Source organism: Natrinema sp. LJW11, assembly GCF_056135975.1.
Genome location: NZ_JBWBDM010000006.1, coordinates 39,329 through 55,127, shown reverse-complemented (window position 1 = coordinate 55,127; position 15,799 = coordinate 39,329). Strand labels below are relative to the sequence as shown.

Here is a 15,799-nt window from a genome sequence, read left to right as displayed (position 1 = left end):
CCGCCCGCCTCTCGTCCGTCGCGCTATGACGCCCGACGAACGGCGCTTCCTCGAGCGAGCGCGCGTCGGCTCGCTAGCGACGGTCGACGAGGAGAATCGCCCGCACGCGGTGCCGATCTGTTTCGCGCTCCTCGAGCGCGGGGACGCGACGCACGCCGATTTCGAGGACGCGTTGCGGATCGTCTCGGCGATCGACGAGAAGCCGAAGGCGACCCGCGATCTCCGGCGCGTTCGGAACGTCCGGACGAATCCGCGGGTGACGGTGCTCGTCGACCGCTATCGCGAGGACTGATCGCGCCTCGCGTGGGTTCAGGTCCGCGGTCGTGCACGGGTTCTCGAGCCCGACGCGTCGAGACACGAGTCGGCCGTGAACGCACTCGAGTCCAAATACGATCAGTACGCGGACCACGCCCTCGACGAGCGCCCGATCGTTTCGATCCGCGTCGCTCGAGTCGTGTCGTGGGGCGCGCTCGAGGACGCCGAGGAGAGCGTCGAGGAGGACTGAGACGGTCTGCTGTCAGTCAGTCCCGGCGCGACTGCGATCCGGCCTGCGGTCGCGCCGGGACATCGGTACAGCAAATCGTACGACGGCCGTGACGGTCAGTCGTCGACGAGCGATCGCTCCGCGTTCCCGACGATGAGGAGGGTGCCGACCACCACGGCGACGGTCGTCACCAGCGGGTTCACGATGCCGAGCAGGGCCGGCGGGATGGCGATCGCGTTGTAGACGAACGCGAGCCCGAGGTTCTGCCTGATTCGGTCGCGTGCGGCCCGCGCCAGCGCGAACGCTCGCTCGACCGCGGCGAGGTCGTCGTCGACGATCGCGACGTCGGCCGCGTCGGCGGCGAGCGCGGTACCGCTCCCAAGCGAGATACCCAGATCGGCCGCGGCGAGTGCGGGCGCGTCGTTCGTCCCGTCGCCGACCATCGCGACTCGGCCCTCTCCTTTCATCCGCCTGACGGCCGCCGTCTTCCCGTCGGGCGAGACGCCGGCGAAGACGTGATCGACGCCGGGATGCCGGTCGAAGACGTCGGCCGACGTTCCGTCGTCACCGGTTAGGACCACGATATCGACTCCGTCCGCGTCCAGGGCCGCGATCGTCTCCTCCCACGCCTCGCGGGGTTCGTCGCCGACGATTACGACCCCCTCAGCCGTCCCGTCTCGGCCGACGACGACCGGGAGCTGCCCCCCTTTTCGAGCGCGTTCGACCCTCGCCTCGAGCGCGTCACCGAGCGTCCAGCCCCGATCTCGGAAGAGGTCGGGATGGCCGACCAGCACGGTTCGGTCGTCGACGGTGCCTTCGACGCCGGTCGCGTGGGTGTGGAAGTCGCGGACCGATCGGTCATCCGCCGCAGCCGCGCCGCCGTCCGCGCGAGCCGGCCCGCTCGCGTCGTCCCCCTCGTCGCGCTCGCCGCTCCCGTCGAACGCGTCCGCGATCGCCGCCGCCGCCGGGTGGGCTGCGCGCCGCTCGAGGGCCGCGGCGGCCGCCAGCAGGTCGTCGGGCGCGTCGGCCTCGAGGACGGACATCTCGCCGGTCGTCAACGTCCCGGTCTTGTCGAAGACGACGACGTCGATCGCGCGCAGGCGCTCGAAGATCGTCTCGTCGAAGACGACGATGCCGCGCTCGAGCGCCGCCTCGAGGCTCGTCGCGACGGAGTACGACGTCGCGAAGCCGAGCGCCCACGGGCTCGCGACCATGAGGGTCATGCAGACGGCCAGCGCGGTCACCGTCCCGCTCGCACCGAAGAGGAGGGAGCCCGCCCCGACGACGACGGCGGCCGCGAGGACGATCGGCACGAGGGTCGCGGCGAGTTCGTCGCCCCGGCGCGTCACGCCGTGGTCCGCGCTCTGGACGTTCCAGACGATCCGCGTGAGCCGGTCGATGCTGCTGGTCGTTCGCTCGCCGACGTCGACGACCGCCGCGTCGGTCGTGACCACCGAGCCGCCGACCACTTCGTCACCGTCGCGTTTCGTCACCGGGAGCGACTCTCCGGTGACGACGGCCTCGTCGACCGCGCACTCGCCCTCGGCCAGCCGTCCGTCGACGGGAACCCGCTCCCCCTCGCGGACGAGCACCCGATCGCCGGACTCGAGGTCACCGACGGGAAGTTCGGTCGTGGAGCCGTCCGACGCGTACAGCCGGGCCGTCTCGACCTGCGAAACGGTGAGGTCGGTCAGTCGGTCCGTTGCGCGCCGCTTGACCGTCGCCTCGTAGTAGGTCGCGCCCATCACGATCGAGGCGACGACGATCGTCAGATCGAAGTAGAGGTCGTTGCGTCCGAGTCCGGAGACGACGACGCTGTAGACGTACGCGCTGCAGATCGTCAGCGCCGCGAGCAGGTCCGTCGTCGGCCGCCGGAGTTTCAGGCTGACGTACGCGCCCCGCAGGAGCGGGCCGCCGGTCAGGGAGAGGATCGCGGCCGTCATCACCAGAAACAGGGGCATGTACATCGGGCCGCTGAAGCCGGTAAAGGCGTCGTCGAACTGCGAGAGCGCACCCCAGTCGGTAAAGTCGGTCAGAAACATCGGATAGAGGACGGCCAGAAACGGCAACAGGAGGAAGGAGCCGAAGACGACGCCGACCACGTACCGCATCTCGAGCATGTCGTCCGCGCGGCGCTTCCGGAGGCCGGACATCTCCCGCGAGCGCCGGGTCCCGCCGGTCTCGTCGTCCGCGGTCGCGTCCTCCCGAAGGTACGCCGTGTAGCCGAGCGTGCTCAGCGCGTCCTCGAGCGCGTCCGCCGAAATCCGATCCGGCTCGTGGTCGATCCGGATCGTCTCCGTGACGTAACTCGCTTCGGCGTCGCTCACGCCGTCTCGGCCCTCGGCGACGGCCTCGAGGAACGCCTCGCAGGTCGCGGAGTGCATCCCGTCGACTCGGAAGAAGGTGCGGACGGTCCCGTCTCGATCGGTATCCTCCGTCCCGCCGTCGGTCATGTCTCCGCTGTCGGTCCCGCTCTCGCCGTCGTCCGCGCCGAACTCGGCGGCGACGTCGCGACAGCCGGTCGAACAGAAATCGCTCACCGCAGCCTCGCCGGCCGTCTCCGAGAGCGGCGACTCGCACAGTCGACAGCGGTCGCGTCGGTCGTCGCCCGCGCGTCGATCGCTCACGCTAGTGGCTGCGGGTTCGACGGCAATAACGGTGGCCGATTCCGGCGGCCTCGCCGTCGACCGGTGACCCGCCTCGCTCTCTCAGGTCGTGTCCAGATCGAGCCGGGAGAACGTCCACGACGCGATCGAACTCGACTCGAGGTCGATCTCCGCTCCGAGATTGCGCGCGAGGAGCGTTCGAGAGGTCGGCTGGATCAGCGCGGACAGCGGGAATCGGGTATCGGGATAGAACCGGAACCGGAGCGGCGCGGGCAGTGTTTCCCCGAACGCCTCGACGTAGCTCCGGTCCGCGCAGTCGTCGAGCGCCGAGACGAGCAGGCGGTTGAGCGTCTCCGATTCCGATTCGACCGTTCGAGGGAGCGTGTCGACGATCCGAGCGTACTGGTCCGCGCTCGAGACGACGACCGCGGCGATCGGTTCGCCGTCCCGTCGGGCGACGTAGGCCCCGTACGAGTGCACGGGGTTGTCGAACCGCCAGCGATAGAACGTCGCAGTCCGGTTCGTGTGGATCGCCTCGGGAATCGACCGTCGATAGATCGCCGCGAGCGTGTCTGCCGGCGGCGGCTCGTAGTACTCGAGTTCGAGTTCGGAATCGGATTCGACGAGCAACCGATCGCTGGCCCGCTGGGAGGTCGCGATGGCGTCCTCGAGCGTATCCGTGACGGCGGTGGCCGGACCGTCGTCGGTCGACCGGGCGTCGGTGACGTCTCTCCTCGGCCCGGCGTTGATCCGGTCTCCGAGAACGCTAATCGGGTTTTGCGGCCGATAGTAGGCCGGGACCGTGCCGATCTCGCGCCAGCCGTGTGCCAGATTGCCGGGCTTCGAGTTCTCGTTCGGGAAGTTGAAGAAAAACGACGGCTCTCCGTCGGTGTAGCGCTCGATGGCCCGCTCGTTCAGACGACCGAACAGGCCGCGTCCGCGATGATCCGGGTGAACCATCGTATCGCAGGGCTGGAACGCGGTTCGAGCGACCCCGCCGATGCGCATCTCCTGGGCGAAAAACGATCGGAACCCGACGGGATCGCCGTCCTCGCTCGCCACGAGGATCGGGACGTGATCGACGTACGGGTTCTCGTTGAACTTCCAGCGAAACCAGTCCGCGTTCCGCTGGTGGCCGAACACCGATTCGTACAGCGACAGAAACGCCGATCGGTCATCGGATTCGAACGCGCGGACGGTGTATCGCGTCGCCGTTCGTTTGCGTGTACTCATGGTGGTGGCCGTTTCACGGCTGTCTGCAGGTCAACCGAGAGATGTCCCGCAATGCGGTCGTGATAGTCCGTTATTCCCTCCGGAGTGGAATGGTGGTTTGCCTTGAATACGCCGATCCGACAGGTCGTGAATTACTCGATCGATGTGACTAGTAATCGGTCCGCTCGAGCCCACGAACGGGGAATCCCGAGAAGCTAAGAACTCGACACTATCGTCGTTCCGTCTGTTTCGAGACCCGGCGTTCCGTCGATCGTACTCCGATCAATCGTATTTCGGTCGATCGTGCGCTACTCGATCGGTGTCACCGACGTTCGACGGCGGTCCCGTCCTCTCCGACCGCGACCGCCCGCTCGCCGTCTGCACCGACCGAGACGGCCAGCAGCGACTCGGGTGCACGCGCGTCGGCCTGTCCCCACTCGGCCTCGGTCCGCTCGTGGATCACCCCGTCCGCGTCGCAGGCGATCGTCTCTCCCGTCCGGCGAGCGATGCCGCAGATGGCTTCCTCGCCGACCCGCTCGGGCGTCCACGTCGACCCGCCGTAGCGGTGGACGACGCCGTCGTCGGCGCTCACCAGGCAGTCGCCCCGCCCCAGCGTCGCGAGGTTCTCGAGCGTTCCGCCGGCCCCGACTGGCCCGATGCGATCGAAGGAATCGCCGCCGTCGGTCGTCTCGAAGACGCCGTCGTTCGTATCGCAGCAGTAGCCGACCGACGCGTCGGCGAGCGCGATTCCGCTCAGACTCGAGCCGCCGCCGGGTGTGACGGGCTCGTCCCACGAACACTCGCCGTCGCGATAGCGTCCGCGGAGGACTTCGCCGGAGCCGTTGATCAGCAGTACCGTCTCGTCGCCGCTCGGGCCGGCGACGGCGACTCCCGGCCAGTTGTCCGTGATTCCCGCCGGAGCCGAGTAGTCGGTGTGACGGCCGGTATCGGCCTCGAGCCGGCCGACCGAACCGCTGTCGCCGGCGATCCAGACGGCCTCGCCGTCGGCGGTCGCGTCGACCCCGCTGAGGTTCTCGCCCGCGGCGGCCGGGCCGTCCTCGAGGACGACCGTCCACTCGCGCTCGGCGGAGTCACCGTCGCCGGGGCCCGCAGTGAGGACCTGCCCGTCGTCGCCCACCGCGTAGACCGCCCCCGTCTCGGTGACGCAGACGCCCCGGAGCGTCGTCTCGGTTGGGACGTCGACGAATTCCCAACTGGGGGAGCGCTCGTCGTCGGTCGCTCGGTCCGCTTCGGTTTCGTCGTCACCGTTCGGTTCGGCGCCGCGACGCCGCCCCTTCGAAACGGTCGGAGCGCCGCCGGGTGTGCGGCCGGGTTCGGTTCCCTCCTCGCTCTCGGGCTCAGCAACGGTCGCTGGCTCGGTGTCGCCGTCGGTTTCGGGACGCTCGAGCGACGCGGTCCCCGAACCCGTCGCGCGATCCGCGGCTACCGCGTCACGCTGGCGATCGGTCGCGGCGTCCTCGTCGGATCCCTCGATCGGCGTCCGCAGCACGTAGAGCAGGATCGGCGGCACGACGTAGGAGGCGAGCGCGAGCACGGCGAATCCGCGGTGGACGATCGTCAGCGTCCCGAAGGCGGTCATGCCGGCCGCCGCGACCGCGTGAACCCACGACTTCGCGTAGCGCCGAAAGAAGGGGACGAAGCCGTCGCCGGTGCTCGAATTGCGGGTGGCCATTGGTGGAATCCGAGGGCTCGCATCCACCTATCCGACTGGCGATGAAAAGCGTGCTGCAGGCACGCCGCGGCGGCGGCCGGGAGCCGGATTGCCCGTTCGGAACCCGTGGGATTCGTCGACCTCGAGTTCGTCCGCGAAATCGTCTTTCGTGTGGTAGTCGTCGCTCATCGGGGTCCCGGTGATTCGACGCCACGCGGGATCGACGCGGGGCGAGCAAATACCGGCGACGAGCGCTGAGCGGGCGCTGACTACCGTCAGCGTTCGACGGGCTCGAGGGTCACGCTGAGGACGCCGTTGTTGTAGACGGCCTCGCGGTCGTCGCCGAAGACGAGCTCGCGCGGGAGCGGCGTGACGATTCGTTCAGCGGCGTCGTGAGCGTCGTTAGAGGCGACCCCGATCCGGAGGCGACGCGCGCCGACCGCGACCGTCACGTCCTCGGGGGCGACGGGGGCGACGTCGACGGCGGCGCGTACCTCGTCGGCCCGACCGTCGTAGAGGACCTGCGTCGGATACGGGAACGACGTCGTTTCGGGAGGCGAAGCGGAGGACACGGACCCATGTTCCGACGACGGTCGGAAACGGGTCCGGGTGTACAGTTGTGCGTTTGATAGTCACGGTCCCGTCGTTGAACCCTCTTTTTCGCCGTCAGCACGCTTCGATGAGCGTCTCGCCTCCGTGACTGTCAGGGTACGAGACACCCTGCCAGGTACACCTCAGAGATAGCCGAGATCCGCGAGTCGTTCTTTCGTCCCCGCTCGCATCTCGACCTCCTCCGACGCGCCGTCCTCCGACGAGTCATCCGCCGACCCGTCGACCTTCTCGAACGGCTCGAACCGCTCCTCGAGCCGCCTGCGAAGCGCTCGGACGCGCCGGGGCTCGTCGTCGCTGATATCGGTCCGCTCGAGCGGGTCGGTCCGGACGCGGTGGCAGCGCTCGAAGCCGTCGTCGCCGCGGACGTACTTGTACTCGGCCGTGCGGACCGCCCGCAGCCGTCGGTCGAACGCCCGGACGCGGTCCGGAATCTCGCCGAAGCGGGCCTCGAGGCGCCCGATAGACGGTTGGGGAGCGACGTACTCGGCGAAGACGGCGTCGCGGGGCTCGGCGGCCGATTCGGGGTGGAGCGATCGACTCGACCACTGCTCGCGGAGCTCGGGGTCGTCGATACCGGCCGTCTCGAGCAGCGTGGCCGGGAGGTCGAGCAGTTGAACGAGATCTTGCCGTCGGCCGCCGCCGGGGCGGTGGCCGTCGGTGAAGGGGCCGCCGTGGAACACGAGCGGGACGTTGAGCAGGGTGTCGTAGAGGTTGTACTGGTGGCCGAAGAAGCCGTGTTCGCCGATGTGCTCGCCGTGGTCGCCACAGACGACGAAGAGGGTGTCCTCCCACTCGCCGCTCTCCTCGAGCGCGGTTCGAAGCTGCCCGACCTGCTGGTCGACGTAGGCGAGTTCCGCCCGATACAGGCCGCGGAGGAGGGCGAATTCGTGGTCGGAGATGTCGTAGTCCCCGCAGTCGTAGGCGCGGGGATCCTGCCTGATCGCGGTCGCTTCCTCGTAGCTGGCACCGCGGGGGAGGAACCGTTCGGCGTACTCCCTGGGGGGATCGTACTGGACGTGGGGCTCGATGAAGTTACAGAACAGGAAGAACGGCCGCTCGTCGTCGCGACTCTCGAGCCAGTCGGCGATCCAGTCGGTCGCTCGGTCGGAGCCGTCGTCGCCGGCGGGTTGCAGGAGTTCGCTGTAGAGGATGTTGGCGGCGTTGACGACCGGGTTGCCGTCGAAGAGCCGGTTTCGAGTCGCGGTCAGCTTCTCCCGGAGGTCCTCGCCGCGGACGACCGCGCCCATGTCGGCGTCGGACTGGATGTACTGCCAGCCCTTGCGAAGGTCGTCGAATCCGCGGTCGAAGCCGAACTCCTCGGTGATCCAGGTGTTGTTCGAGACGCCGATCGTCTGAAACCCCGCGTCGGCGAAGGCCTCGGGGAGGGTTCGCAGCTCGTCGTCCAGATACGTGTTGCCGCCGTGCGTGCCGTGTTCGGAGGGGTACGTTCCGGTGAAAAACGACGCGTGAGAGGGGAGCGTCCAGGGCGCGGTCGCGAACGCGTTCTCGAACGCGGATCCGTCCTCGGCCAGCCGCGTGAGCGTCGGCGTCGGTTGTGCGCCGGTGGAATCGTCGCTCGAGACAGCGACGCGCCGCTGGCCCGGAGCGGCGCGTACGCCGGCGGGATCGGCTCCGGTCGTGACCGCCTCGTTGCCGGCCGCGTCGTCCTCGGTATCGGCCTCGGTGCGATTCGTCGGAAGCGGCTGCATTCCGACGCTTTTCGCCCGTGCCGTATCGAGAACGACGAGGACGACGTTCCGCACAGTGCTATGTGACTCGGCATCACGTCCGTTAGAGTCCGACATGGGTAACTAGGTCCACGGCAAGCAGGGAAGGTCACCGGGCCGGAGTATGCAGGGCTCTATTCGCAAATATCGTCCGCTTTTCGGGTAAAAACGGTCGGTTTCGGCCGCGCTCGATATCGCCGCTGCCCGCTACGTAGACTATCGCTCCCGGCGCGGGTATTCATCTGCCGGTCGAATATTCATCCGATCGGACATCGTAGGGAGCGTGAGCGGATCACTGGTGACCCGGCGGCTCGCCAGCCGGCAGGGCGGCGGCCTGTCAGCGATCCGATGCGACGATCGAGGCTCACCAGCACTGTCGCTCGGAGGCTTTCCGATGACCACGAACCACGAAAACGACGCGGCGACGGACGATTTGATGGACGCGCTCGAAAAGATCGACGACATCGACGGCGTCGAGGATCTCGAGGAACTGGATTCCCCGGCCGGCGATGTAGCCTCGGCGGCGGCCAGCGCGCTCGAGAGCGGGACGCTCCCGCTGATCGGCGGCGGACTCGCGCTGGCGGCCGCGATCCGATCGATGGCCGCGAAGCGACGGCGGGCGATTCCGCTCGCCATCGTCGGTACCGGTCTCGTCGGCTTCGGGCTCAGCAACCGCCGCTCGAGCGGCGAGTCCGCGACCGAGACCGGCGTCCCGGACGTCGAAGCGGGGACCGACGGCAAGGAGACCTCGGACGAAGCCAGCGCCGCCGCCGAACGCGTCGATTCTGGACGGGAGTCCGAGATCCAATCCGACGGCGAGATTTCGCCGGAACCGGGGATCGACGACGCGGAAGCGTCGAGTTCCGAGATCGATTTCACCGAAGAGCCCGACGAGGACGAGTCCCGGTCTCGACCCGACCTCGGGACGGACGAGGAGGACCCTCGGCGCGAGACCGATACCGACGGGGTCGAGGTCGACGTTTCCGACTCGGCGATGGCAGACGAGACGAGCGAGGCGACGGGGCCGGATCCCACGCAGGCCCAGCCGACCCAGACCGCGGACACCGAACCGGAGGAGAGCCCCGCGGACGACGCCTCCGACATGAAGGTCGATCCACCGGACGCCGACGAGTCCGACTCGGAGACGGACGAGACTGACGCGGCGGAGCCGGACGAGAGCAACGAGTAATTCACCCGATCGGGGTTGCGACTGGAGCCAGCACTGCTGACTGCCGCGTTGCTGGCTGACCGCTGTTTTCGAGAATTCGTCCCTCGAAGTAGGCCAGCAACCTCGAAGAGCGGGCCAACAACAGCGGGGACGAACTACCGCGAACGCGAGGGCGACCGTCGTCGGAGATTACCGACGCGGTCGAGCCGATACAGCACGGGTGCGGTGATGAACGCGGCGACGATCACTCCCAGAACGCCGCTGCCGGCGAGCACCAGTGCGGGCCAGTAGTAGCCCGAAAGGGCGACGAGCGACGCGATGACGGCGGCGACGACGGCGACTCTCGCGGTGAGGACGCGGCTGCGTCGGATCGGGCCGCGTCCGGCGTCCAGCGCTCGAGCGAGGAGGGCGAGTTGCCAGCCGGCGAAGGCGCCGAGCGATGCGCCGACGAGGAGCACGGCGTCGCGCTCCCCGCTACTGACGACGAGCGCGACGGCGGCGATGCCGACCGCGAGCCCGAAGGCGAGCGTCCCTCGGCGGGTCGAATACCGGTTCAGGAGTCCCCGCGCGAGGGCGAGAAAGGCGAGTCCGACGACGACGCCGGCGACGACATCCACGAGGTAGTGGACGCCGAGGCCGACGCGGGAGAGACAGACCGCCGTCACGATTCCGGTGGCACCGAGGTATCGCTGGCGGCGCGTCCCGAGAGAGCTGTATTCGGCCAGACTGACGTACACGATGGTCGTCATCAACGCGTGGCCGCTCGGAAAGCCGTAGCCGGTCGCCGTCGCCGTGGCCTGATAGAGCGGGTGTACCGTTTCCGGGAGCGCCCCGATATCGACGAGTACGCGCTCCGGGCGCGGAAGCGCGAACACGTGTTTCAGTGCCGTAATGAGGGAGAGGCCGGCCAGTAACAGCCCGAAGACGGCGGCGATCTGCGCCCGATCGTCGGTCGCGAGCCAGTAGAGCGTCCCCACGATCAATCCGAGAAACCAGACGTCGCCGAGCTGGGTTACCACTCCGAGCAGAACGACGGCCCACTCGGGAGCGACTTCGCGGAACCCGTCGAACCAGCCGATCCCTCGAGACATGTCCCATGCTACGGACGACGAGATACATAAACGATTTCGATGAGCGAGACGGCGCCCCCGCCACCGATCGCGGACGTCCGTCACTACTGATCGGGACCTCTCGTCGCTTGTGGCCGTCTCCCGCCTCCGTGTACGATCGTCACGACGCTGCCGTCTGAACCGGAACCGTCCGCCCGGATCACCGACCGATCGGCAACTGTTAACTGTGGCGGCGTCCGGAGACCGGACACATGGCGATCGATGGATGGCGGTCGAACGTCGACACCGGGGCGGCCCGCCGGTCGGCGCTGGAACGTGACTGGAAGGGCGTCGTCGGCGCGGCGATCGTCGCACCGGTCGCCGCACTCGAACCGCGGGCTCCCCGGTGACGAGATGGCCGTTCGTCGGCTCCTTCCGGGGTTCGTCGCCCTCTGTCTCGGCGCGTTGCTGGCGCGAGCGCTCGCGCAGTCGCTCGGATTCAATCGGCTGCTCCTCGCTATCGCGCTCGGATTCGTCGCGACGAACGCCGTCGGCGTTCCGGAACGCCTCGAGCCCGGTCTCGCGACGCACAACCTGTGGCTGGGGGCCGGCATCGTCCTCATGGGCGCGTCGATCTCGCTCGACACCGTCCTCGCGGTCGGCGGGTCGATCTTCCTCCTGGTGGTCGTCGCGGCCGCGCTCTCGCTCCTCTTCGTCGAACTGCTCGCGCGAACCGTCTTCGGACTGACCGAGCGACTCGGCTCGCTGCTCGCGGCCGGTGCCAGCATCTGCGGCGTCTCCGCGGTCGTCGCGGTCGCCGGTGCCATCAGCGCGCGCGAGGAGCAGATCGCCTACGCGGCGGCGACGGTCCTGCTGTTCGACGCGATCACGATCGTCGTCTACCCGATCGTCGGCGATCTGCTGAACCTGTCCGGGACGGTCTTCGGGATCTGGGCCGGCGTCAGCATGTTCTCGACGGGGCCCGTCGTCGCGGTCGGCTTCGCACACTCCGAGGCGGCCGGGGAGTGGGCGACGATGACGAAGCTCTCGAGAAACGCGCTGATCGGCGTCGTCGTGCTCGCGTACGCGGGGTACTACAGCCGGTCCGGGGGCGGTAGTCGCCCGTCGCTCCGAACGCTCTGGGACGAGTTTCCGACGTTCGTTCTCGGCTTCTTCGCGGTCGCCCTCATCGCGAGCGCCGGCCTGTTCTCCGCGGCACAGCAGGCGTCGATCGAGCACGCCTACGACTGGCTGTTCGCGCTCGCGTTCGTCGGCCTCGGGACCGAAATCCGACTCGGAAACCTCAGGGCGACCGGGCTGGTGCCCGCGCTCGTCGTTCTGTTGGCGCTGCTCGCCAGTAGCGCGCTCTCGCTGACGGCGCTGTTGGTGTTGTTCTGACGGCCGGCGCCGAATCCGACTGCGTCCCATCGAATCGTGCGGGATCGGCCGGCAGAAGCGAGGAATCGTCGGCGGTCGCGGTGCTATTTTCACGACCGGCGCGGACGCCGGGCGTCACCGCGGAACATACTTGGTGATGAGCGCGAAATCGACCAGCATGGAGAACGGAGAATTCGAGGGATACGGCGGTCGGCACGTTCCGGAACCGCTTCGAGAGCCGCTCGAGCAACTCGCGTCGGCCTACGACGACGTCGCGAACACCGACGAGTTCCAGTCCGAGTTGCGCGGCCTGCTCGAGGAGTTCGCCGGCCGACCGACGCCGCTGTACTACGCGCGAAACCTGAGCGAGCGCTACGACGCCGAGATCTACCTCAAGCGCGAGGACCTGCTCCACGGCGGTGCGCACAAGATCAACAACTGTCTCGGGCAGGCCCTGCTCGCCAAGCGGGCCGGCCGGGAGCGGCTGATCGCCGAGACCGGTGCCGGCCAACACGGCACCGCGACCGCGATGGTCGGCGCATTGCTGGGCCTCGAGACGGAGATCTATATGGGCAAAAAGGACGTCGAGCGCCAGGAGATGAACGTCTTCCGGATGCGCCTGATGGGGGCGGAAGTCAACGAGGTCACACGGGGCGACGAAGGCCTCGCAGATGCAGTGGACGCCGCGCTCGAGGACTTCGCCGAAAACGTCGACGACACGCACTACCTGGTGGGCAGCGTCGTCGGCCCCGACCCGTTCCCGCGGATGGTCCGGGACTTCCAGAGCGTCATCGGTCGCGAGGCTCGCGAACAGATTCGGGAACGCACCGGTGACCTCCCCGATGCCGCGGTCGCTTGCGTCGGCGGCGGCTCGAACGCGATCGGGCTCTTCCACGCCTTCCGAGAGGATCCGGTCGATTTCTACGGTGCCGAAGGCGGCGGGAAGGGTTCGAACTCGAGTCGACACGCGGCCCCGCTCGCGAAGGGAACGGACGACGTTCTGCACGGCATGAAGACGCGCGTCATCGACGACGACGTCGACGTCCACTCCGTCTCCGCGGGACTGGACTACCCCGGCGTCGGCCCCGAACACGCCATGTTCCGGGCCGTCGGTCGCTGTGAATACACGGGGATCACCGACGACGAAGCGCTCGCGGCCTTCCGCGAGCTGAGCGAAACCGAGGGGATCATCCCCGCGCTCGAGTCCAGCCACGCGATCGCTCGCGCGATCGAGCTCGCGGAGGCCGGCGAGCACGACACGATCCTCGTCAACCTCTCGGGTCGAGGCGACAAGGACATGGAGACGGCGGCGGCGCAGTTCGATCTCTGAGCGTCGACTCCGAGCGCGGCGAGCGTCCGTTCGGCGCTCGCGGGACCGACTCCGTCACAGGTGCGCCCGAACGCGATCCCGCAGGTGCGCCGCTTCGTCGGAATCGAGTCGATCCCGCGACAGCGACAGCCGTACGTCGTCGTCCGCGAAGCGAGGCACGAGGTGGACGTGGGCGTGGTCGACGGTTCCGACCAGCGGTCCGCTGGTGTGAAAGACGCTGAACCCCTCCGGCTCGAGTGCCGCCTCCAGCGCGGTCGAAACGGTCCGGACCGTTTCGAAGACGGCCGTCGAGATCGATTCGTCGATCGTCAGTACGTCTTCCTCGTGGACGCGCGGAACGACGAGACTGTGTCCGGGGGCGGCCGGATTCCGGTCGAGAAACGCGATCGTTCGTTCGTCTTCGTGGAGCACGTGGGCCGATCGATCACCGCTGTGAATCTGACAGAACTCGCAGTCGTCGTGCATGGCCGAACTTTCTTCGCTACCGACATATAAGCGTCCCCGCTCGACGGTCGCCCGTCGGCGTTCGACGCGAACGGACTCCTACAGGAGACCGTGTTCGTCCTGTAGCGTGCGATACAACTCGAGATACCGGTCGGTTACCGCCGCTCGGTCGTACTCCGCGAACGCCTCGTCGTACGCGCGGTGCTCGAGGTCGCCCGCCGCGAGGATCGCTTCGGCCAGCTCGTCCTCGCTGGTGGTCCGGAACCCCCGATCCCAGCCTTCGACGAGTTCGTGGGCGCTCGAGTTCGCGTGGTACTCGACGATGCCGACGCAGCCCGCGGCGAGCGCCCACAGCATCTCCGTCGGGAAGACGCAGTGGTCGGCCGTCTGGGCGAAGACGTGCGCCCCGCGGTAGGCCGCGATCCGCTCCTCGAGATCGAGATCGCCGACGAACGTCACGCGGTCCTCGATCCGGAGGTCCCGCGCGAGGCGTTCGTAGGTCTCCCGTTCGGGGCCGTCGCCGATGACGTTAGCCCGCCAGTCGCGGCCGCGGAGTTCGGCCAGTCCCAGTAACAGGCTCTCGAGGTTGGCCCCCTCGTCGAGTCGTCTGGCGTAGATCACGTCGACGTCCTCGCCCGGCTCCACGCTCCGAATTCGGTCGCAATCGATCGGGTTCGGGACGGTTTCGACGATATCGCCGTCGGCTCCGATCTCCCGAACCCACGTCCCGACGAGTTCGGAGGGCGTGACGATCCGGCCCGGTCGGCCCGTCGCGAGACGGGTCCACCGCGTGTCATCCACGCCGTCGTCGCCGTACCACTCGAGGACCAGCGGCGCGCGAGCGAGGGTCGATCCCCAGCCGGCCGCGAGCACCTGACTCGACGGCTGCGCGCCGGCGTGGATCACGTCCGGACTCGCGGCCGCGAGGACGAACGGCAGCCGCAGGAGGAACGAGCTCCGTGCCTCGGTTCCGCTCGAGACCGCGTGATAGGTGACGCCGTTGCGATCGAACGTGGACTCCTCGCCGGCCCAGAACCCGGCGCAGTAACAGTGGACGTCGTGGCCGCGCTCCGCGAACAACTCGCAGACGGTTCGAAAGCGCTGGTTCGTCTCGGTATCGCGGTGAAAAACCGTTTCGAACGAGACGAACGCGATTCGCATATTCGGCCGCCACGTAGCCCCGGGCTATAAAGTCACTTTTTTCGTCCGATTCGTCGGCTCGAGGGTCGCGATTTCGCCCGCAATCGTCGATCGAAACCGACGGACGGGCCACGATCCGTGACCGGTTTCGGCCGCGCTTCGACGGATTCGGGACCGGCTCGATCACTCGTCGCTCTCGTCGCCGGGAAGAAGGTCCTCGAAGAACGATCCGACTCCCCCGAAGAAGCCGCCGTCGGTGTCGTCCGAATCGTCGTCGTCCGTGCTGTCATCGTCACTCGTGCCGTCGTCGGTTTCGTCAGCATCGTCGTCAGATTCGCCGTCACTGCCGCCGTCGTCGCCGTCTTCGGTCGCCGTCTCGTCGTCGCTCTCGTCCTCACTCGTTTCAGATTCCGGATCGTCGACGGCCCCCTCGTCCGTGTCGTCACCGTCCTCGGCCTCCCGCGCTTCGTCTTCGGTTTCGTCGCCCTCGGACTCGTCGTCCTCGGTCCCGTCCCCGTCTTCTGCAGTCTCGTCAGTATCGGTCTCGTCGCCTTCATCAGTTTCGTCATCGCCAGTTTCGTTCCCCTCGTCAGACTCGGTCTCGTCTCCACCAGTCTCGTCGCCGCTGTCCTCGGTTCCGCCTTCCTCCGTCGAATCGTCCGCCGATCCGCCGTCCTCGAGGTCGCCACTCCCGTCCTCGGAGTCGTCAGCCTCCCTCTCGTCGCTCTCGGCGTCCTGTCCCCCCAGCGGTTCCGTTTCGCCGTCGGCTTCGGGCGTTTCGTCTACCTCGCCCGCGAACAGCTCCGGGCCGACGGCCGCGACGGTCAGCCCGAACGCCGCGAGGATGATCACGGTCGTCACGAGGACGGTCCCGATCGACGACGAGTCGGTCTCACCTGCCATCGACTGTGTTCGGCACGGGAAACGGTATTGTTAAGCGCAGCCATCGGCGGAGCGAGCCGCCGTCACGGCAGCCGA

The 15,799-nt window shown here is 68.1% G+C and carries 16 protein-coding genes; 6 read left to right on the top strand and 10 right to left on the bottom strand.

What is annotated here, in order from left to right; translation table 11 throughout:
- Positions 1–25: 25 nt before the first annotated feature.
- Together AC0QDI_RS16300 and AC0QDI_RS16295 are read left to right on the top strand one after the other, a co-directional pair.
- A complete protein-coding gene (locus AC0QDI_RS16300) occupies positions 26–292 on the top strand; it encodes a pyridoxamine 5'-phosphate oxidase family protein (RefSeq protein ID WP_474670012.1) in 267 nt (88 codons plus the stop codon).
- A 75-nt stretch (positions 293–367) separates the two neighbouring features.
- Positions 368–505 (top strand): hypothetical protein, encoded by a 138-nt coding sequence (locus tag AC0QDI_RS16295; protein ID WP_474670010.1) that lies wholly within the window; start codon positions 368–370, stop codon positions 503–505.
- A 95-nt stretch (positions 506–600) separates the two neighbouring features.
- On the opposite strand, the gene AC0QDI_RS16290 is transcribed toward AC0QDI_RS16295, so the two are convergent.
- The 6 genes from AC0QDI_RS16290 to AC0QDI_RS16265 form a co-directional block, all read right to left on the bottom strand.
- The gene (locus AC0QDI_RS16290) at positions 601–3,111 is read right to left on the bottom strand and encodes a heavy metal translocating P-type ATPase (RefSeq protein WP_474670008.1); all 2,511 of its coding nucleotides are present in this window, start codon (positions 3,109–3,111) and stop codon (positions 601–603) included.
- An 81-nt stretch (positions 3,112–3,192) separates the two neighbouring features.
- Positions 3,193–4,323: a GNAT family N-acetyltransferase gene (locus AC0QDI_RS16285; protein ID WP_474670006.1), complete on the bottom strand. Its 1,131-nt coding sequence runs from the start codon at positions 4,321–4,323 to the stop codon at positions 3,193–3,195.
- Between the two features lie 301 nt (positions 4,324–4,624).
- On the bottom strand, positions 4,625–5,995 hold the full coding sequence (locus AC0QDI_RS16280) for a WD40/YVTN/BNR-like repeat-containing protein (RefSeq protein ID WP_474670004.1): 1,371 nt from the start codon (positions 5,993–5,995) through the stop codon (positions 4,625–4,627).
- A 27-nt stretch (positions 5,996–6,022) separates the two neighbouring features.
- Positions 6,023–6,163 carry a hypothetical protein gene (locus AC0QDI_RS16275; RefSeq protein ID WP_474670002.1) on the bottom strand — a complete coding sequence of 47 codons (141 nt, stop codon included), beginning with the start codon at positions 6,161–6,163 and terminating at the stop codon, positions 6,023–6,025.
- 86 nt (positions 6,164–6,249) lie between these two features.
- Entirely contained in the window at positions 6,250–6,546 is a 297-nt protein-coding gene (locus AC0QDI_RS16270; protein ID WP_474670000.1) for an Hsp20/alpha crystallin family protein, read from the bottom strand.
- Between the two features lie 162 nt (positions 6,547–6,708).
- Positions 6,709–8,391, bottom strand: a complete 1,683-nt coding sequence (locus AC0QDI_RS16265; protein WP_474669998.1) for a sulfatase — start codon at positions 8,389–8,391, stop codon at positions 6,709–6,711.
- Positions 8,392–8,707: 316 nt separating this feature from the next.
- Between AC0QDI_RS16265 and AC0QDI_RS16260 the strand changes: the two genes are divergently transcribed.
- Entirely contained in the window at positions 8,708–9,502 is a 795-nt protein-coding gene (locus AC0QDI_RS16260; protein WP_474669996.1) for a prolipoprotein diacylglyceryl transferase, read from the top strand.
- A 134-nt stretch (positions 9,503–9,636) separates the two neighbouring features.
- Here AC0QDI_RS16260 and AC0QDI_RS16255 read toward each other — a convergent pair whose 3' ends face one another.
- Positions 9,637–10,572 (bottom strand): phosphatase PAP2 family protein, encoded by a 936-nt coding sequence (locus tag AC0QDI_RS16255; RefSeq protein WP_474669994.1) that lies wholly within the window; start codon positions 10,570–10,572, stop codon positions 9,637–9,639.
- 230 nt (positions 10,573–10,802) lie between these two features.
- Here AC0QDI_RS16255 and AC0QDI_RS16250 point away from each other — a divergent pair, with 230 nt between their 5' ends.
- From AC0QDI_RS16250 to trpB, 3 genes are all read left to right on the top strand, one after another.
- A complete protein-coding gene (locus AC0QDI_RS16250; RefSeq protein ID WP_474669993.1) occupies positions 10,803–10,940 on the top strand; it encodes a hypothetical protein in 138 nt (45 codons plus the stop codon).
- Positions 10,941–10,944: 4 nt separating this feature from the next.
- Positions 10,945–11,928, top strand: a complete 984-nt coding sequence (locus AC0QDI_RS16245; protein ID WP_474669991.1) for a YeiH family protein — start codon at positions 10,945–10,947, stop codon at positions 11,926–11,928.
- 157 nt (positions 11,929–12,085) lie between these two features.
- A complete protein-coding gene (trpB, locus tag AC0QDI_RS16240; protein WP_474669990.1) occupies positions 12,086–13,237 on the top strand; it encodes a tryptophan synthase subunit beta in 1,152 nt (383 codons plus the stop codon).
- Between the two features lie 54 nt (positions 13,238–13,291).
- Here the strand turns inward: trpB and AC0QDI_RS16235 are convergent, their stop codons facing one another.
- From AC0QDI_RS16235 to AC0QDI_RS16225, 3 genes are all read right to left on the bottom strand, one after another.
- Complete coding sequence (locus tag AC0QDI_RS16235; RefSeq protein WP_474669988.1) at positions 13,292–13,702, bottom strand: HIT family protein; 411 nt, start codon at positions 13,700–13,702, stop codon at positions 13,292–13,294.
- A 78-nt stretch (positions 13,703–13,780) separates the two neighbouring features.
- Positions 13,781–14,842: a glycosyltransferase family 4 protein gene (locus AC0QDI_RS16230; protein ID WP_474669986.1), complete on the bottom strand. Its 1,062-nt coding sequence runs from the start codon at positions 14,840–14,842 to the stop codon at positions 13,781–13,783.
- A gap of 162 nt (positions 14,843–15,004) precedes the next feature.
- Positions 15,005–15,724 carry a hypothetical protein gene (locus AC0QDI_RS16225; RefSeq protein WP_474669984.1) on the bottom strand — a complete coding sequence of 240 codons (720 nt, stop codon included), beginning with the start codon at positions 15,722–15,724 and terminating at the stop codon, positions 15,005–15,007.
- Between the last annotated feature and the right edge of the window lie 75 nt (positions 15,725–15,799).